Below are 17,728 nucleotides of genomic sequence, written 5' to 3' on the forward strand. Positions count from 1 at the left end.
ATGTTGGCTCCCCTCATCGATGACAAACAGAAAATCACGCTGATTGAAGATAGCGGTGTGCAGTTTCTTGATTTCGGTTTGCGTTTGCCTGCGTTGCAGGCTCGCCGCCAGTTCGTGCGTCAAACCGCCAACGGCCCGCTGCTGCGCCTCAACGTCGACGGCAACAGCGGCAAGTTTCTGCTCTATCCGGAAGATGGCGGCGCGGCGGAAGTGGTGCGTCCGGAAACGGATATCGCGCTGGCCGATTCGCTGAAGCTGCTGGCTCATCAATGGCTGCCGCTGCCGGTGCTGCGCTGCACCAGCGGACGTCGTTTTATCGGCGGCCCGGATAACTGGGCACGTCTGCATCTGGCGCCGCTGGCGCAACCTGATGCGGCAGGCAACACTCATCGCATTACCCTCGCCTTCGATACGCGCATTGTTTCAGAACAAGATGGCGGCGAGCAGCACGGTTTAAGCAAAGCCGATGCGCAGAACGGCGTCAGTTTCGCCCTTGCCTGGCACAACTACGAGCTGGGCGAATTCCTCGACCATACGTGGGTCGATGGCTGGCTGCGTGAAACCTTTAGCCAGCAGGTGCATGCGCTGGAGTCGCGTCGCGAACAGGAGCTAAACCAGGCGCTGCGTGAATTCGAATATCAGGCGCACTATCTCAACCTGCTGGAACTACTGGGCGAACAGCTCGATCTGGCGGAGATCTATATCCAGGCGACGTCGCTGCAAACGCCGGCGGTCAACGTCGATATCATTCTCGACGTCGGCAACTCGCATACCTGCGGCATTCTGGTGGAAGATCACGCCGAAGAGAGCAGCGGCCTGCGTCAAACTTACGAGCTGCAGCTGCGCGATCTCTCTGAGCCGCATCAGGTGTACAACGAACTGTTCGACAGCCGTCTGGAGTTTGCTGAAACCCGTTTCGGCAAGGCCAACTTCTCGCTGGAGAGCGGCCGTGAAAATGCCTTTATGTGGCCGTCGCTGACGCGCGTGGGCCGTGAAGCCAGCCGTCTGGCGCTGCTGCGTGCTGGCACCGAAGGCAGCACCGGCTTGTCCAGTCCGCGCCGCTATTTATGGGATGAAGCACGCTATCAGCCAGGCTGGCGCTTCAACGCCAACGGCAGCAGCGATGAGCCGCAGGCGACTGCGCTGCCGTTCACTTTACTGATCAATGACGAAGGCCAGCCGCTGCACGCGCTGGCGGAAGACGATCGTCTGCCGGTGTTCTCCGCCAGCTACAGCCGCAGTTCGCTGATGACCTTTATGCTGTGCGAACTGCTGGCGCAGGCGATGATGCAGATGAACAGCGTGGCGCAGCGCCAGCGCATGCCGCAAAGCCAGGCGCCGCGTCAGCTGCGTCATGTGATTCTGACATTGCCGTCGGCGATGCCAAAGCCAGAGCGTGAGATTTTCCGTCGCCGCATGCAGGAAGCCATCGCGCTGGTGTGGAAAGCCGAAGGCTGGCATCCGGCCGAAGAAGAGTTCACCGCCGCCAGCCAGGCAACCAGCCTGCGTCCGGTGCCGGATGTGCAGATGGAGTGGGACGAAGCCACCTGCGGTCAGATGGTGTGGCTGTTCAACGAAACTCAGGTCAACTTTGCTGGTCGCGCAGAAGATTTCTTCAGCAGCATGGCGCGCCCGGATCGTCCGCGTGAAGTCGATGAGCTGCCGGGTAAAAGCCTGCGCATCGCCTCGATTGATATCGGCGGCGGCACCACCGATTTAGCCATCACCCAATATCGCCTCGATGACGGCCAGGGCAACAACGTCAAAATCACCCCGCGCTTACTGTTCCGCGAAGGCTTCAAAGTCGCCGGTGACGATATTCTGCTGGATGTAATTCAGCTGTGGATTCTGCCGGCATTGCAGCAGAGCTTGCAGAAAGCCGGATTACAGCTGGCCGAACCGCTAATGAATAAGCTGTTTGGTCACGACAGCCGCATGGACGGACAAGCCACGCTGCGTCAGCAGGTGACGCTGCAGCTGTTCATTCCGCTGGCGCAGGCGGTGCTGGAGCAGTATGAAAACTGGGATCCGCTCGACAGCCACAGCGAAATCAACGCGCTGTTTGGCGAGCTGGTGCCACAAAAACCGGCCAGTAGCGTGCTGGCGTTTGTGAACGGCGAAATTCAGCGCACGCTCGGCGGCGATAGCCGTTTCGATCTGCTTGAGGTGCCGCTGGTGGTGAGCATGGCGCAGCTGCACGGCGAGTTCCTGCAACACCGTATGGCAATTATTCCGGCGCTGCGCGCGATGTGCGAAGTGGTTTCCTTGTATCAGTGCGATGTGCTGCTGCTTACCGGTCGTCCGTCACGCTTCCCCGGCATTCAGGCGCTGGTGCGCCATCTGCAACCCTTGCCGGGTAGCCGTATTTTGTCGCTGGAAGGCTATCACACCAGCGACTGGTATCCGTTCAACAAGCAAGGCCGTATTGATAACCCGAAATCCACCGCCGCGGTGGGCGCGATGCTGTGCCTGCTGGCGCTCGATCTGCGCCTCAGCAGCTTCTGGTTCCGCGCCGGTGATTTCGAACCTTACTCCACCATTCGCTATCTCGGCGTGCTGGATGAGACCTCGGCGCTTAGCGACGATAATCTGTGCTATAGCGAGATCGACCTCGACAGCAGCAGTTTCGCGCTGGATCGCAAAAGCAGCTTCCGCATTCGCGGCAACGTTTGCCTTGGTTTCCGCCAGCTGGAAAACGATCGCTGGCCGGCATCGCCGCTGTATAGCCTGAGCATTGTCGACCCGACGCTGGCACGTCAGGTTGCCGGTGAAAGCGTACTGCGCATCAAGCTGGCGGTGCAGCCTGGACCGGATAATCTCGGCCCAGAACGCTTAGTGTTAAGCGATGCACGCATGGATGACGGCACGCGCGTGCCGCTGGAGCAGCTGAGTCTGAAACTGAATACGCTTTCCGCCACCGGCAACGCGAATGCGCAATATTGGATCGACAGCGGGAGCGTCTGCAAACGATGAGAACTGCCAAAAAAGCCTCGCCGGTTACACCCGCGAAACGTCTGAGCCTGATGCAGGAAACGCTGGATGGCGCGCTGAACTGGGTGGAAACCCATCAGTCGCACGCGCCGCGTCTGGCACTGGAAGCCGAAACCCTGACGCTGCAGCTGCGCCGCGCGCGCGTGGAAAGCCATGCCCTGGCGCGCCAGCTGGCGCGTCCGGTGACGTTGGCGCTGTTTGGTCAGTCGCAGGCGGGCAAAGCCTGGCTGCTGAGTGAAATGGTCGGTGATGCGCAGGGCCAACTGATCGCGCGTCTCGGCGATAAAACCCTGAACTATTTCCAGAACATCAATCCCGGCAATCTCGATTTCGCTATCGCTACCCGCTTCAGCCATCAGCGCGAAACCCAATCCAACGCCTGGCCGCTGGAGATGACGCTGCTGAGCGAAGTGGAGCTGATTCGTTTGATGCTGGCCTGCGCCAAAACCGAGCTTCAGCCCGACACCGCGCAGATCGATGCTGCTTTGCAGCGTTTGCAGCGCCATCGCCAGGATGAACCGCAGCCTGGCCTCGACAGCGATGCGCTGATCACGCTGTGGGCGTGGAGCCGTCGTCATCATCGCCATGCCGAGATTCTCGATCGTCACTTCTGGCCGCAGGCGATTGCGCTGGCACCGTGGCTCAACGTCGACGATCGCGTGCAGCTGTTTGCCCTGCTGTGGCCGGGCCAAAACGCGCTGAACGAAAGCCTGCGTAGCCTGATGCACTTGCGTCACCAGCTGCGCCACGCACCGCGCGTGTTAGCGCCGCTTAGCGTGTTGGTGGACGACGCCGCACTGCCGGCAGAAAAACTGATTGGCAACGATGCCGACTGGCAGGAGATGATCGAAGTGTGTCCGATCGTCGCCAATCGTGTGGGGAAAGCGCAGCATGTGCCGCTGGGATTGCTGTCGCTGCTGACGCTGGAGATCACCTTGCCGCTCAGCTCCACGCCGCGTCAGGCGCTGTACGATGATGCGGATATGCTCGAGCTGCCCGCGCCGGGCACGCCAGCCGATCGCGCCCAACAGGATGAACTGGCGCAGCTGCGCAAACGCGATCCGCTGCGCGCCACGCTGCTGGAACAGAAACGTGCGCTGCTGCCGGGCCTGTACGCCGCGCGTCAGGGCATCGATTTGATGCTGATCTGTACCGCCGCCAGCCAGCGTCAGGATACCGATGTCGCTGCCAGCGCACTGCGCGAGTGGCACATGCATCAAACCATCGCCGCCAGCGTTGAAAAGCCGCGTCTGATTTGGGCAATCACGCCGCATGACGCGCGCTATCAGCAGCAGCAAATTAACGTTGATGAAGCAGTGCAACGGCAGATTGGTCAGCCGGGACAGAGCTGGGGTTCGATGCTGGCGCTGGATCGCGCGGGCGTCGATCGTATGGGCAGCTGGTTGCAGGATGAGATGCAGCCGGAAGCGCGCCGCGATCGTCTGGCATTGCAGCTCGGCGCGCTGCAGCAGAAGCTGGTGGAACGTTTGCAGCCGTGGACCGAATCCAGCGCCACGCCAGAACAGGCCGCTCGCAAGCAGGCGATCTCCGATACGTTGCTGAAATGTTTGCAACATCGCACCGGTTTGCACGGTGAACTGCTGGAACGTTTGCAGCCGTCGCGTGAAGCGGTACGTCAGCTGTGGCTGAGCCAGAGCAGCAGCACTACTATTCAGCACAGCGCCAAAACCGCAGCCGCTGAGCAGAGCTATTTTGGCATCGGCTTTGAGTTTGATCTGTTTAAAGACGAGCCGGTCGCCGCCGCTGAGCCGCGCAGCTCGGGCGGTCAGCGCGATCAGCAATTCCCGCAGCAGGTGTTTGCGTTGTGGCTTGAGCATTTGCGTCAGTTGCCGGAGAGCCGCAGCCTACTGGCACTGCTCAACGTCGATAAGCCGACGCTGGAGATGCTGGTGGAAGAGTTGATTACCGCCAGCTTCCGTCTCAAGGTGCTGAGCAAACTGCAAAACGCGCTGAATGAGCCGGATGCGCAGGCCAGCGCCCACGAAGCGCGAACCGATCGTCAGGTTTCACGCGCCATGACGGTGCTGGGTGATTTTGTCGCGTGGCTGGGCTTTTTACAGCGTCCGGAGAGCGAGCGTCCTGAAAGCCGCGTCAATCGCGGTCAGACGATTTTTGCCCGTCCGCCTGCGCCGAGCGTGAGCTTCTCGCCGGGACAGCGCTTAACACGTCTGTCGGCCGCGCCCGCCAATCATACCGCTTACTACATCTATGACTGGCTGGTGGGGTTGAATTCGGTGATCGTTGAGAACAATGGCTATACCGGCGGTGGCGATTTGCCCGCGAATGCCCGCCAGATGCTGGCGATTTTGCTGTTACCGCTGCACGCGTAATTTACTCGCCACGCACCAGGCGCAGCTCGCCTTCTAACTGCTGCTGCGCCTCTTCCAGTAACGCCAGCACCGGCGCGAATTCGGCACTCTCGCTGGCGTCATCAGCATGCGCTAAATAGAAGGTCGCCGGCAGCGCCATGCCGCCGGTCAGCCAATCCCACAGCGCATCAAGATTGTTACCGAAATCCACTGGGCAAGCACTCTGCTGCACCAGTGCGCGGTAAAACGCCTGGCGATCCGACAAGTTTTCAAAGTCAAAATGGAGCGTCAACATGGTTAAGGCACCTGTTTGAAGCTGCGATAGTGATCGGTGGTGAGGAAAATCAGTCCATCGGAAGAGTAAAGCAGACGATCGGCATCGCGGTGACCGCAATCGTAATTGACGTCCGCTTCATACCATTGCCTGCCCGCCTGCATCGGCAACCTTCTTTCGCGATTGCTAAAACGATCGCCACCAATCGCGCGGCCCGGCAAGACTTCACACAAGTTGCCCTTGCTGGGATTCCAGCCCTGGCGACGCGCTTCATTTTTGGTGAGATAGAGGTCGGGTAATTTGTGATGCTGCTGCACCCAACGCGCCACGGTGTTGGCATCGGTGAGTTGCGAGATATCGGGGTGGCTGGCGGACCATTTATCGGACAAACGCGGTTTCAGCCCGAGCCACAGCGCGGCGAGGACCAGAATTAAGGCAATCCAGAGTTTTTTTGACATGGTGGCATCCTGAAAAACAGGACGACGATAATAACAGATTTAAGGCAGGGAAAAACGCGGGCCAGCTAAGCTGGCCCTGGCGGGGTTTACTGCATTGCGCTGGCGGATGGCGCGGCGTGACGACGCCATGCTCCCGGCGCTACGCCATACTGGCGTTTGAAGCTGCGGTTAAACGACTGCTGCGAGTCGAAACCGAGTGAAATCGCCACGTTAAGAATTGGTTCATTGCTGGTGGTCAAGCGATCCGCTGACTTCTTCAGCTTCTTCTCACGAATGTATTCGCCCAGAGGCAAACCCGTGTGCTCTTTGAACATACGTTGCAGGTGCCATTTCGAATAACCGGCGCGCCCCGCTACGGTATCCAGATCCAGACGCGTTTCAATATTGTTGTCAATCCAGTCGATCAAATCGTGAATAAATGCGGTGGTCATCATCTCGTTTTCTCCGGTCGCCGTTGCGAACAGTATCAGTATCAGTTGCAATTACACTTTAAGGTTGAACGACTATGCCAGTTAATGCAAGTTTTATTATTGCATTAAATGCCGCACTGCGCGTAGGGGCTTTGATCCTTCTGCAACGTAATGATCAAAACAGCACATAAAGTGTATCAGATATTCTTGCAGATGCAGTTTGAGCAAGCCTACACTCGTGGCGTTTTAATGCAATCATAAAAGTTGCAGATTTTTCGTACGTCTCCTTTCTTTTTCACCAATGCGGAATAACAACAATGCATCTGCAAACATATAGGGTTCAATGGGCGGTAAGCCTGTCAGGAGTGATGTTGCTGGGAAGCCTGCTGGCCGGTTGCGATCGCGGGGTGGCGCAAAACGCCCCGCCGCCGCCGCCCGAAGTAAGTGTCGCGCAGGTGGTAGAGCAGAAAGTCAGCCAATGGGATAGCTTCAATGGCCGTTTCGAAGCGGTGCAGAGCGTGCAGCTGCGGCCGCGCGTTTCCGGCTATATCGATCAGGTCAATTATCGCGAAGGCGACGAGGTGAAAAAAGGTCAGGTGCTGTTCACTATTGACGATCGCACCTATCGCGCCACGCTCGAACAGGCGCAGGCCGAACTCGCCAACGCGCGCAGCCAGGCCACGCTGGCCCGCAGTGAATCGGCACGTACCGATAAACTGATCGGCACCAATGTGGTGTCACGCGAAGAGTGGGAACAGCGTCGCTCGGCGGCTAATCAAGCGCAGGCCAGCGTGCTGTCAGCCCAAGCGGCGGTGGATATGGCGCAGCTGAATCTCGATTTCACCCGCGTCACCGCACCGATTGAAGGCCGCGCCAGCCGCGCGATGATCACCACCGGCAACCTGGTGACCGCCGGTGACAGCGCCAGCGTGCTGACCACGTTGGTGTCGCAGGATCGCATGTACGTCTACTTCGACGTCGACGAAGCCACCTATCTGCATTATCAGGCGATGGCGCGTAAAGGCGAAAATCGCGGATCGCTGCCGGTAGAAGTGGCGTTGACCGGCGAAGAGGGTTTTCCGCATCGCGGCACCGTGGATTTCCTTGATAACCAGCTGACCGCCAGCACCGGTACCATCCGCATGCGCGCCTCGCTGGATAATCAGCAGCGTCAGTTCACGCCAGGCCTGTTTGCCCGCGTACGCCTGCCGGGCAGCGCCGACTTCACCGCCCTGTTAATCGACGATAAAGCCGTGCTCACCGATCAGGATCGTAAGTACGTTTACGTGGTTGATGCGCAAGGTAAAGCCCAGCGCCGCGATATTCAGGCCGGTGATTTAGCCGATGGCCTGCGCATTGTGCAGCAAGGCCTGAAACCTGGCGACAAGGTGATCGTTAACGGCTTGCAGAAAGTCTTTATGCCTGGCATGCCGGTGACCGCCCAACCGGTGGCGATGCGCTCCGCTCAATAACCTTCGAGACTGCCTTTTATGGATTTCTCCCGCTTTTTTATCGACCGACCGATTTTCGCCGCGGTGCTGTCGATTTTGATCTTTACCACCGGATTGATCGCCATTCCGCTGCTGCCGATCAGTGAATATCCCAACGTGGTGCCACCCAGCGTGCAGGTGCGCGCGGAATATCCCGGCGCCAACCCCAAAGTGATTGCAGATTCCGTGGCGACGCCGCTGGAAGAAGCCATCAACGGGGTGGAAAACATGATGTACATGAAATCCGTGGCCGGTTCCGACGGCGTGCTGGTCACCACCGTGACCTTCCGTCCAGGTACCGATCCGGATCAGGCGCAGGTTCAGGTGCAGAACCGCGTGGCGCAGGCCGAAGCGCGTCTGCCGGAAGAGGTTCGCCAACTCGGCCTCACCACGCAGAAGATGTCGCCGACGCTGACGCTGGTGGTGCATATGTTCTCGCCGCACGGCAAGTATGATTCGCTCTATCTGCGCAACTACGCGACGTTGAAGGTGAAAGATGAACTGGCGCGCCTGCCGGGCGTGGGTCAGATTCAGATCTTCGGGGCCGGTGAATACGCGATGCGCGTGTGGCTCGATCCCAATAAGGTGGCGGCGCGTGGCTTGACCGCATCCGATGTGGTCAGCGCGATGCAGGAGCAGAACGTGCAGGTTTCTGCCGGTCAGCTTGGCGCAGAGCCGCTGAAAAAACAGAGCGATTTCCTGCTGTCGATCAACACCCAGGGTCGTCTGGAGAGCGAAGAGCAGTTCGGCAATATCATCCTGAAAACCGCCGACGACGGCACGCTGGTGCGCCTGCGTGACGTGGCGCGCATTGAGATGGGTTCCGGCAGCTACGCGTTGCGTTCGCAGCTGAACAACAAAGATGCGGTGGGTATTGGTATCTTCCAGGCGCCGGGCGCCAATGCTATCGACCTGTCGAATGCGGTGCGCGACAAAATGGCTGAACTGGCAACCCGCTTCCCGGACGATGTGCAGTGGGCCGCGCCGTACGATCCAACGGTGTTCGTGCGAGATTCAATTCGTGCCGTGGTGCAAACGCTGTTCGAAGCGATTGTGCTGGTGGTGCTGGTGGTGATTCTGTTCCTGCAAACCTGGCGCGCGTCGATCATCCCGCTGCTGGCGGTGCCGGTTTCGGTGGTTGGTACCTTCAGCATCCTCTATCTACTCGGCTTCTCGCTGAATACCTTGAGTTTGTTCGGGCTGGTGTTGGCGATCGGTATCGTGGTGGATGACGCCATCGTGGTGGTGGAGAACGTCGAGCGTAATATCGAGCAAGGCTTGTCGCCGACGGCGGCGGCGCATCAGGCGATGCGTGAAGTGTCCGGCCCGATTATCGCCATCGCGCTGGTGCTGTGTGCGGTTTTCGTGCCGATGGCGTTCCTGTCCGGCGTGACCGGTCAGTTCTATAAGCAGTTTGCGGTGACGATTGCCATTTCAACGGTGATCTCCGCTATCAACTCACTGACGCTGTCACCGGCGCTGGCGGCGCTGCTGCTGAAGCCGCATGATGCCGCGAAGGATATGCCGACGCGCATTATCGATCGCCTGCTCGGCTGGCTGTTCCGTCCGTTTAACCGCTTCTTCCAGCGCAGCTCGGATGGCTATGAATCGCTGGTGGGTAAAACCTTGCGTCGCCGTGGCGCAGTGTTCGGCGTATACGTGCTGCTGCTGGCGGGTGCGGGCTTTATGTTCCATACCGTGCCGGGCGGCTTTATTCCGACCCAGGATAAGCTCTATCTGATTGGCGGCGTGAAGATGCCGGAAGGTTCATCGCTGGCACGTACCGATGAAGTGATTCGCAAGATGAGCGAAATCGGCATGAACACCGAAGGCGTGGCCTATTCGGTCGCCTTCCCCGGTCTGAATGCGTTGCAGTTCACCAACACGCCGAATACCGGCACGGTGTTCTTCGGCCTGAAACCGTTCAACGAGCGTAAGCGCAGTGCGGCGGAGATCAATGCCGAGATCAACGCCAAAATCTCCAAAATCCAGCAAGGCTTTGGCTTCTCGATTATGCCGCCGCCGATTTTGGGTCTGGGACAAGGTTCGGGTTATTCACTGTATGTGCAGGATCGCGCGGGCCTCGGTTACGGTGCGCTGCAAACCGCCATCAATACCATGACGGGTGCGGTGTTACAGACGCCGGGCATGATGTTCCCGATTTCATCCTACCAGGCCAACGTGCCGCAGCTGGATGTGCAGGTGGATCGTGATAAAGCCAAAGCGCAAGGCGTGTCGCTGACCGAACTGTTCAGCACGCTGCAAACCTATCTGGGATCGTCGTACGTTAACGATTTCAATAAGTTTGGTCGTACCTGGCGCGTAATGGCGCAGGCGGACGGCGATTTCCGCGATAGCGTGCAGGATATCGGTAATCTGCGTACCCGCAACGATCGCGGCGAAATGGTGCCGATTGGCAGCATGGTGAATATCACCACCACGTACGGCCCGGATCCGGTGATTCGCTACAACGGTTATCCGGCAGCGGACCTGATTGGCGATGCCGACCCACGCGTGCTCTCTTCGGCGCAGGCGATGCAGAAGCTGGAAGAGATGTCGACGCAGGTACTGCCGAACGGCATGAACATTGAATGGACTGACCTGAGTTATCAGCAATCAACGCAGGGCAATACCGCGCTGATCGTCTTCCCGGTCGCCGTTTTACTGGCGTTCCTGGTGCTGGCGGCGCTGTATGAAAGCTGGACGTTGCCGCTGGCGGTGATCCTGATTGTGCCGGTCACCATGCTCTCTGCGCTGGTCGGCGTGTGGCTGACCGGTGGCGATAACAACGTGTTTGTGCAGGTTGGGCTGGTGGTGCTGATGGGGCTGGCGTGTAAGAACGCGATTCTTATCGTTGAGTTTGCGCGTGAGCTGGAGATGCAGGGCAAGAGCATTGTCGATGCGGCGCTGGAAGCCTGTCGTCTGCGTCTGCGTCCCATCGTCATGACCTCGATTGCCTTTATCGCCGGTACCATTCCGCTGATTCTTGGCGAAGGTGCAGGCGAGGAAGTGCGCGGCGTAACCGGGATTACCGTGTTCTCTGGCATGCTGGGCGTGACGCTGTTTGGTCTGTTCCTGACACCAGTGTTCTATGTGACGCTGCGTAAGCTGGTGACGCGCAAGCAGCCGCAGGGTGAAGTGCAAACGGTGTGAAGGTTTTAGGTTAAATGAACAATCCGGGCCAAGTGCCCGGATTTTTTATAAATGTGCAGCCTACAGAAACCTTGTCAAACAACCGTAGGGTCGCCATTTATGGTGACCGATTAGCTAAAAATGAAGTGCAGTTCGCTAATGTGCATGGAATTGTATGGCTGGAGCATGAGGTAATAAAAAAGGTCGCCATGAATGGCGACCCTACGGGGTGTGGTTTTAGCGGCCTTTCTTACACAGCTCGGCGAGTTCGAGATCGGGCAGCTCTTCGCAGTTGCTGGTGTCGTTATGCTTCAGTTCGGCCAGCGCGTCCGCGACGGTGCGGGTTTCCAGCACTTTTAGCGACGCTTCTTCAGCCTCTTCAGCAATCGATTTGAAATACCAACACAGGTTGGCACTGACCAAACAACGCGGTGCCACATCAGGGCGTGATGCCCAGAGTTTTTTATCTTCAATCACAGAAGTATAAATATCGCGCAGCGTGATCTCAGCGGCCGGGCGACCCAAATGAATCGAGCCGGTGCGGCCAAGCGTTGAGACGATGATGCCGTCACGCGTGAGCGGAACCATAAGTTTCCGAATGAAACTGGGGTTCGCTTCAAGACCATACGCCAATATGGCACTGGTCGAGCGTTTACCCAGTTGCTCCGCCATCGCTACGCTCAAAACCATCTGCAAAGCTGTCGGGAAGCGGTAATCAAGCATTTCTATATCCTGAGTTGCGGTTATCTTGTTGTTTTTATGCCGCGACAGTGAGTAATCAATGAGCAATAAATATAACAAACACTGTTGCTTTTTAGAAGTCAACGTCCGTGATCCAGGCACGTATTCCCCATTTAATCGGGCAGAAGCGCACAGGCTGCTTAGTTTATCACTCCCCTTTCCGACTGTGGGCTGGCCTGCGGCAACTTCTGCTGCAAAAGCACCACCAACAGCACGTTAATCAACGCCAGAACGCACAACAACCACAGCGTGGCGCTGGCTCCGAGGTGCTGAAACACATAGCCGCCAACCAGCGGCGTCAATGCCTGGCCGATTAAAGCGGGACGCGCCATGCGCCCTACCACAATCGCGTAAGCCTCTGGTTTGACCATCACCAGCGGTAAAGTTCCCCGCACAATGGCACGCAACCCATTCCCGGCACCGTACAGCACCATGCTGAGCACCGCAAATTGCGGATAACACGCCAGCAGCAGCAAGCCGAGCGCCACTAATCCCACCGAGAAAAAGGTGGTCCAGATCGGGTGACCGCGCTTAAAGGCGATATCCACGATGCGTGATCCCACCTGACACGGGCCGAGAATCGCGCTGATGGCCAGCGCCGACGCCAGCGTGTGGCCGCTGGCCTGCAGCAAGGTGATCAGCTGTACCGAAATGGCCGTCATGATCACCGATGCGAGAGTGAAAATGCTGCACAGCAGCCAAAACAGCGTTGGCGCCAGTTCGTCGCCCTGCGCGGTTGGTTTTGTTTTGGCGGCGGCGATTTTCCCTTCTGGCGCGGGAAGCGCGTAAAGATACGCGGGCAACACTGAAACACATAACAATCCGGCGATAGCAAAACAGGCGCCGCGCCAATCCAGCCAGTGAATCAGCAGCGCGGTGCCCGGCCACACCAAGGTTGTACAGAAGCCGGAGATCAGTGTGATGCCGGTAATCGCACCGCGCGCCTGGCCGCCGTAAAGCGTGCCGAGCGTGGCAAACAGCGCATCGTACAGGCCCATCGCCATGCCAATGCCGATAATCAGCCAGGCAAACAGAAACAGCGGCAGGTTATGACTCAATCCCATAATTACCAGACCGAGCGCCATCACCGCCCCGCTCGCCGCCAGCAATGCGCGGCCATAAGTGCGGGAAATCAGTCGCCCGCTCAACGGTGCCAGCAAACCGGAAATCAGCATGCCGAGCGATAGCGCGCCATACACCCATTGTTGCGACCAGCCGGTTTCCGCCACGATGGGATTAGCCATCACCGCCATAAGATAGAAGGATCCGCCCCATGACAGGATTTGCACTAATCCAAGCGTAACGATGGCGGCAGCAGGTGGCTTTGGCTGAGGCTTCACAACAATTATCCATTAGCAGGCAAAGCATTGTTATAACACGTTCATCCCGCTGGAAAAATCCCGCCGTTAGCTGCTTAACAAAAACCTTGCGCTGCGCTGGCAGACCAGCGTCTAAGTCAGTACACTTAAAAGTATGTTGTAACTATGGAGGCCATTTATGGCTCGTTATGATTTGGTTGCCGATCTGCATGACTGCGTCAACGCGCTGGAAGCGGGTTTGGGCGCGTTGCGTCAACAGATTGAGCAGCAACCGCTGCTGATTGCGCGCGTGTTTAGCCTGCCGGAAATCGAGAAAGGCCGCGAACATGATGAAATTGAACACATCGCGGTGACGCAGCATCTTGGCAAAACGGCGCGCGACTTAGCGCTGGCGCACTATTGCCGCCTGTTTATACAGCATCAATCGGAAAAGCTCAGCACCAAAGCCGCTGTGCGCTTGCCGGGCGCAATTTGCATCGAAGCTGATGGCGATATACATGAACAGATTACGCAGCAGGTTGCGGAGATAAATACCCTCAAGCAGCGGCTGGAACAGCTGATTACCGTGGAATCGGGCTTGCCGAGCGAGGCGCGTTTTGAGTTTGTCCACCAGCATCTGCGCGGGTTAATTACGCTTAACGCTTACCGCAGCGTGACGCTGCTTAACTCACCGGACAGTTTGCGCTTCGGCTGGGCGAATAAAAATATCATCAAAAACGTTACGCGTGATGAGGTGGTCGAACAGCTGGAGCGCAGCCTGAAGGCCAATCGCGCTCAGGCGCCGTGGACGCGCGAGCAGTGGGCGGAAAAAGTGCAATTGGAGCTGGAAGCAATTCTTGCGTTACCGGCGGGTGCGAAACTGAAAATCAAACGTCCGGTTAAGGTGCAGCCGATTGCCCGCATGTGGCGCGCCAGCGAAAAGAAACAGGTGCAGCTTGCCTGCCCTTCTCCGCTGCTGGTGCTGTGCCGCGATCGCACCCAGGTACCGATTCTGGGTGAGCTGCTGAATTACGATGCCGATAACGTGGCTTATCGCCACAAACCGCTGGCCGAGCCGCTGCATCTGATCATTCCGCGCCTGCATTTATGGAGCGATCGGCAGGTTTAAAAATAAATTTCAAAATCACTGCATCCAATTCATCACCTGCCCTCGTATATCAGAGTGTGAGCAACTTCTTCGCTCCCTACTACGAGGATTTATGATGAAAAAGCTAATGGGCATTGCAGTCGTATCCAGCACTTTACTGTTCACCGCAGGTGCATTCGCCGCGATGGATAATGGCTCCGTGATGGTAGGCGGAGCCGCGATGTATCCGCAAAAGAACATCGTTGAAAACGCGCTGAACTCTAAAGATCACACCACGCTGGTTGCTGCTGTTAAAGCGGCGGGCTTGGTGGAAACCCTCGAAGGTAAAGGTCCGTTTACCGTCTTCGCGCCAACCAATGCGGCCTTCGCCAAGTTGCCAGCGGGCACCGTTGATAGCCTGGTGAAACCGGAGAACAAAGCGAAGTTGACCAGCATCCTGACTTATCATGTGGTGGCGGGCAAATACGACATGAAAGCGCTGGAGATGAAAATCAAGCAAGGTGGCGGTCATGCCGAGCTGAAAACTGTTAACGGCCAACCGTTGTGGATTATGAATAATGGCCCGCACAATATTCAGCTGAAAGATGGTCAAGGCAATGTGGCGAATATCAGCACTTATGACGTCAATCAGAAAAATGGTGTGATTGATGTGATTGATACCGTCTTAATGCCTAAGTAATTGCCTATACTCGGATTGGGCATTTTAGCCAACCGGGAAGATTATGGATAATAGGCTAACAGAACAATTAGTGACGTTATTGCCGGCGATCGCACAGGGCGATCGCCGCGCGTTTGAACAACTCTATCGACTGACTTCGCCACATCTCTTCGCCCTCACCCTGCGCATGCTACGCCAGCAAGGCTGGGCGGAAGAGGTGCTGCACGATTGCTATCTGACTATCTGGAACCGCGCCAACGCCTACGATGCCGCCCTTAGCGCGCCGATGACATGGATGACGCACATTGTGCGCAATCGCTGCATTGACGGGTTACGCAGCGGACAAGCGCGCATGACGCTTAATACAGAAGAGTTTGACGATCTAATGCAGATAACGGCGGAAGACGAACAAAATACCTGGCACGATCCGGCGCAAGCCGATCGCCTGCGACACTGCATTGGCCATCTGAGTAGCGAACAGCAGCAAAGCATCACGCTCGCCTATTATCAGGGGATGTCCCACAGTGATATTGCCGCCTGGCTGCAACAGCCGGTTGGCTCGGTAAAAAGCTGGATTCGCCGCGCGCTGGAGCATCTGCGGGAGTGTGTGGGCCTATGAACGAAAACTTACAACGCGATGATGCCTTAGCTGCCGAGTATGCGCTGGGCACTTTAAGCGAGCTGGCGCGTTTGCGCTTTGAGCGCCGGCTGCGTAACGAGCCTGAACTCGCGGCTAACGTCGCGCGCTGGCAAACCATGCTGGCGGGCCTTGATAATCAGCTTGCGCCGGTCACGCCGCCGGAAAAGGTGTGGAAGAAGATTACGTTGAGCTTGCCCGAGCAACGCGCGATTCAACCTAAACGCCATTATGCCGGCTGGCTGGCGGCCGCCAGTATCGCGGCGATCGCCCTGCTCGCCTCACTGTTCCTGCAGCAGCCGACGTTAACGCCGTTGACGGTACTTAACGATGCTCAGCATCAACAGCAATGGGTGGTCAGCGCGGACAGCAAACTGGCGCAGTTGAGCCTGACGCCGTTACATCCGGTGGCCATCGCCGACAGCAACAGTTTGCAGCTGTGGCTGATTCCGCCAGGTAAAGCGCCTATTTCGCTGGGTTTGCTGGATAACCAGAAGGCAACCGATGTTGCGTTAAATAGCACGATTTCCCGCTCAGGCGTGATCGCTATCAGTCTTGAACCGCGCGGCGGCTCGCCAACGGGCCAGCCAACCGGTCCGGTGTTGTATAGTGGGCAGCTGTAAACAAAAAAGGCCGTTCATCTGAACGGCCTTAGTTTATTCAACAGCTATTGCTTCATGCTGCCAACCATCTCTTCTGGACGTACCCATTCATCGAACTGCTCTTCGGTCAGATAGCCGAGCTTCAGCGCCGAGCCTTTCAGCGTCAGGCCCTCTTTATGCGCTTTCTTAGCGATTTCTGCCGCTTTGTCGTAACCGATATGGGTATTCAGCGCGGTCACCAGCATCAGCGATTCGTTCAGCAACTGATCGATACGCTCGCGTACCGGTTCAATACCAATCGCGCAATGATGATTGAAGCTGTCCATACCGTCGGCAAGCAGACGCACCGATTGCAGGAAGTTGTGGATCACCATCGGACGGAATACGTTGAGCTCAAAGTTGCCGGACGCGCCGCCAATGTTCACCGCCACGTCGTTGCCCATCACCTGGCAACACAGCATGGTCAGCGCTTCGCACTGCGTCGGGTTCACTTTGCCCGGCATGATCGAGCTGCCAGGCTCGTTTTCCGGGATTGCCAGTTCGCCGATGCCGCAACGCGGGCCAGAGGCCAGCCAGCGTACGTCGTTGGCAATTTTCATCAACGAAGCCGCCAGACCTTTCAGCGCACCGTGCGCGTGGACTAGCGCATCGCAGGTCGCCAGCGCTTCAAACTTATTCGGCGCGGTAACAAACGGCTGTTTGGTCAAATCGGCCAGCGCTTTGGCCACGCGTACCGCGTATTCCGGATGGGTATTCAGGCCGGTACCAACCGCCGTGCCGCCCAGCGCCAGCTCCGCCACGTGCGGAATACTGTTCTCGATGTGCTTGAGATTGTGCTCGAGCATCGCCACCCAGCCGGAGATCTCCTGGCCGAGCGTCAGCGGGGTCGCATCCTGCAAGTGGGTACGACCAATCTTGACGATATCTTTGAAAGCGTCGGACTTCTCACTCAGCGTCTTTTTCAACACGTGAATCTGCGGAATCAGCTGCTCCCGCACGGCGATGACCGCGGCCACGTGCATGGCGGTGGGGAACACATCGTTGGAGCTTTGGCTTTTATTCACGTCGTCATTGGGATGCACCAGACGCGACATGCCACGCTCGCCGCCAAGAATTTCACTGGCGCGGTTGGCCAGCACTTCATTCATGTTCATGTTGGTCTGGGTGCCGGAGCCAGTCTGCCAGATCGCCAGCGGGAACTCGTCGCTGTGTTTATCTGCCAGCACTTCGTCGGCGGCTTTAAGAATCGCCTGGGCGCGATCGGCAGGAAGCAAGCCGAGATCCTGGTTCACCTGCGCCGCCGCACGCTTGGTCAGCGCCAGCGCATGCACCAATGCCACTGGCATTTTCTCGGTTGAGATTTTGAAATGTTCCAGCGAACGCTGGGTTTGTGCGCCCCACAACTTATCTGCCGGTACTTCGATCGGTCCCATTGAGTCTTTTTCAATGCGATTGGCTGCCATGACTACGTCTCCTTAGCTCAGATTTTGAGGTTTCCGCTCTAAACGCCTTCCCGCGACGCCGTTGAGCGAGCAAGATTGTCACATACAAGAATTTAACATTATGCGAGCCTATCGCCTTTATTGCACTTGTTCGTGT

At 57.5% G+C, this 17,728-nt stretch carries 14 protein-coding genes; 8 read left to right on the forward strand and 6 right to left on the reverse strand.

The window, feature by feature from the left end; translation table 11 throughout:
* Positions 1 to 2,973: a virulence factor SrfB gene (locus tag FHW71_RS05990; RefSeq protein ID WP_179451054.1), complete on the forward strand. Its 2,973-nt coding sequence runs from the start codon at positions 1 to 3 to the stop codon at positions 2,971 to 2,973.
* Complete coding sequence (locus FHW71_RS05995) at positions 2,970 to 5,342, forward strand: virulence factor SrfC family protein (protein WP_179451056.1); 2,373 nt, start codon at positions 2,970 to 2,972, stop codon at positions 5,340 to 5,342. Before FHW71_RS05990 ends, FHW71_RS05995 begins: the two co-directional genes overlap by 4 nt.
* Before the next feature lies 1 nt (position 5,343).
* On the opposite strand, the gene FHW71_RS06000 is transcribed toward FHW71_RS05995, so the two are convergent.
* The 3 genes from FHW71_RS06000 to FHW71_RS06010 form a co-directional block, all read right to left on the reverse strand.
* Positions 5,344 to 5,616, reverse strand: a complete 273-nt coding sequence (locus tag FHW71_RS06000; RefSeq protein ID WP_110866072.1) for a barstar family protein — start codon at positions 5,614 to 5,616, stop codon at positions 5,344 to 5,346.
* Between the two features lie 2 nt (positions 5,617 to 5,618).
* Positions 5,619 to 6,053, reverse strand: coding sequence for a ribonuclease domain-containing protein (locus tag FHW71_RS06005; protein WP_154183372.1), 435 nt, complete (start codon positions 6,051 to 6,053; stop codon positions 5,619 to 5,621).
* 86 nt (positions 6,054 to 6,139) lie between these two features.
* The gene (locus FHW71_RS06010; protein WP_008110158.1) at positions 6,140 to 6,487 is read right to left on the reverse strand and encodes a helix-turn-helix domain-containing protein; all 348 of its coding nucleotides are present in this window, start codon (positions 6,485 to 6,487) and stop codon (positions 6,140 to 6,142) included.
* Positions 6,488 to 6,780: 293 nt separating this feature from the next.
* Here FHW71_RS06010 and FHW71_RS06015 point away from each other — a divergent pair, with 293 nt between their 5' ends.
* Positions 6,781 to 7,935 carry an efflux RND transporter periplasmic adaptor subunit gene (locus FHW71_RS06015; protein WP_008110157.1) on the forward strand — a complete coding sequence of 385 codons (1,155 nt, stop codon included), beginning with the start codon at positions 6,781 to 6,783 and terminating at the stop codon, positions 7,933 to 7,935.
* Positions 7,936 to 7,953: 18 nt separating this feature from the next.
* Positions 7,954 to 11,106: a multidrug efflux RND transporter permease subunit OqxB gene (gene oqxB / locus FHW71_RS06020; protein ID WP_179451059.1), complete on the forward strand. Its 3,153-nt coding sequence runs from the start codon at positions 7,954 to 7,956 to the stop codon at positions 11,104 to 11,106.
* Between the two features lie 216 nt (positions 11,107 to 11,322).
* Here oqxB and FHW71_RS06025 read toward each other — a convergent pair whose 3' ends face one another.
* A complete protein-coding gene (locus tag FHW71_RS06025; protein ID WP_179451061.1) occupies positions 11,323 to 11,808 on the reverse strand; it encodes an Rrf2 family transcriptional regulator in 486 nt (161 codons plus the stop codon).
* A gap of 158 nt (positions 11,809 to 11,966) precedes the next feature.
* On the reverse strand, positions 11,967 to 13,175 hold the full coding sequence (locus tag FHW71_RS06030; RefSeq protein WP_179451780.1) for an MFS transporter: 1,209 nt from the start codon (positions 13,173 to 13,175) through the stop codon (positions 11,967 to 11,969).
* Between the two features lie 148 nt (positions 13,176 to 13,323).
* Between FHW71_RS06030 and tus the strand changes: the two genes are divergently transcribed.
* From tus to FHW71_RS06050, 4 genes are all read left to right on the forward strand, one after another.
* Complete coding sequence (gene tus, locus FHW71_RS06035; protein ID WP_179451063.1) at positions 13,324 to 14,253, forward strand: DNA replication terminus site-binding protein; 930 nt, start codon at positions 13,324 to 13,326, stop codon at positions 14,251 to 14,253.
* Positions 14,254 to 14,347: 94 nt separating this feature from the next.
* Complete coding sequence (locus FHW71_RS06040) at positions 14,348 to 14,911, forward strand: fasciclin domain-containing protein (protein WP_008110148.1); 564 nt, start codon at positions 14,348 to 14,350, stop codon at positions 14,909 to 14,911.
* A gap of 43 nt (positions 14,912 to 14,954) precedes the next feature.
* Complete coding sequence (locus tag FHW71_RS06045) at positions 14,955 to 15,509, forward strand: sigma-70 family RNA polymerase sigma factor (protein WP_179451065.1); 555 nt, start codon at positions 14,955 to 14,957, stop codon at positions 15,507 to 15,509.
* Positions 15,506 to 16,150 (forward strand): anti-sigma factor, encoded by a 645-nt coding sequence (locus tag FHW71_RS06050; protein ID WP_179451067.1) that lies wholly within the window; start codon positions 15,506 to 15,508, stop codon positions 16,148 to 16,150. The genes FHW71_RS06045 and FHW71_RS06050 overlap by 4 nt, the downstream gene beginning before the upstream one ends.
* Before the next feature lie 44 nt (positions 16,151 to 16,194).
* Here the strand turns inward: FHW71_RS06050 and fumC are convergent, their stop codons facing one another.
* Positions 16,195 to 17,592 carry a class II fumarate hydratase gene (gene fumC, locus FHW71_RS06055; RefSeq protein WP_154152367.1) on the reverse strand — a complete coding sequence of 466 codons (1,398 nt, stop codon included), beginning with the start codon at positions 17,590 to 17,592 and terminating at the stop codon, positions 16,195 to 16,197.
* Between the last annotated feature and the right edge of the window lie 136 nt (positions 17,593 to 17,728).

This window comes from Enterobacter sp. Sphag1F (genome assembly GCF_014193275.1).
In the GTDB taxonomy this organism is placed as follows: Bacteria; Pseudomonadota; Gammaproteobacteria; order Enterobacterales; family Enterobacteriaceae; genus Pantoea; species Pantoea symbiotica.

What these genes read in the sequence shown, in the direction of transcription:
- FHW71_RS05990 (WP_179451054.1), top strand. Translation starts at nt 1, where the DNA reads ATGTTGGCTCCCCTCATCGATGACAAACAGAAAATCACGCTGATTGAA.
- FHW71_RS05995 (WP_179451056.1), top strand. Translation starts at nt 2,970, where the DNA reads ATGAGAACTGCCAAAAAAGCCTCGCCGGTTACACCCGCGAAACGTCTG.
- FHW71_RS06000 (WP_110866072.1), bottom strand. Translation starts at nt 5,616, where the DNA reads ATGTTGACGCTCCATTTTGACTTTGAAAACTTGTCGGATCGCCAGGCG.
- FHW71_RS06005 (WP_154183372.1), bottom strand. Translation starts at nt 6,053, where the DNA reads ATGTCAAAAAAACTCTGGATTGCCTTAATTCTGGTCCTCGCCGCGCTG.
- FHW71_RS06010 (WP_008110158.1), bottom strand. Translation starts at nt 6,487, where the DNA reads ATGATGACCACCGCATTTATTCACGATTTGATCGACTGGATTGACAAC.
- FHW71_RS06015 (WP_008110157.1), top strand. Translation starts at nt 6,781, where the DNA reads ATGCATCTGCAAACATATAGGGTTCAATGGGCGGTAAGCCTGTCAGGA.
- oqxB (WP_179451059.1), top strand. Translation starts at nt 7,954, where the DNA reads ATGGATTTCTCCCGCTTTTTTATCGACCGACCGATTTTCGCCGCGGTG.
- FHW71_RS06025 (WP_179451061.1), bottom strand. Translation starts at nt 11,808, where the DNA reads ATGCTTGATTACCGCTTCCCGACAGCTTTGCAGATGGTTTTGAGCGTA.
- tus (WP_179451063.1), top strand. Translation starts at nt 13,324, where the DNA reads ATGGCTCGTTATGATTTGGTTGCCGATCTGCATGACTGCGTCAACGCG.
- FHW71_RS06040 (WP_008110148.1), top strand. Translation starts at nt 14,348, where the DNA reads ATGAAAAAGCTAATGGGCATTGCAGTCGTATCCAGCACTTTACTGTTC.
- FHW71_RS06045 (WP_179451065.1), top strand. Translation starts at nt 14,955, where the DNA reads ATGGATAATAGGCTAACAGAACAATTAGTGACGTTATTGCCGGCGATC.
- FHW71_RS06050 (WP_179451067.1), top strand. Translation starts at nt 15,506, where the DNA reads ATGAACGAAAACTTACAACGCGATGATGCCTTAGCTGCCGAGTATGCG.
- fumC (WP_154152367.1), bottom strand. Translation starts at nt 17,592, where the DNA reads ATGGCAGCCAATCGCATTGAAAAAGACTCAATGGGACCGATCGAAGTA.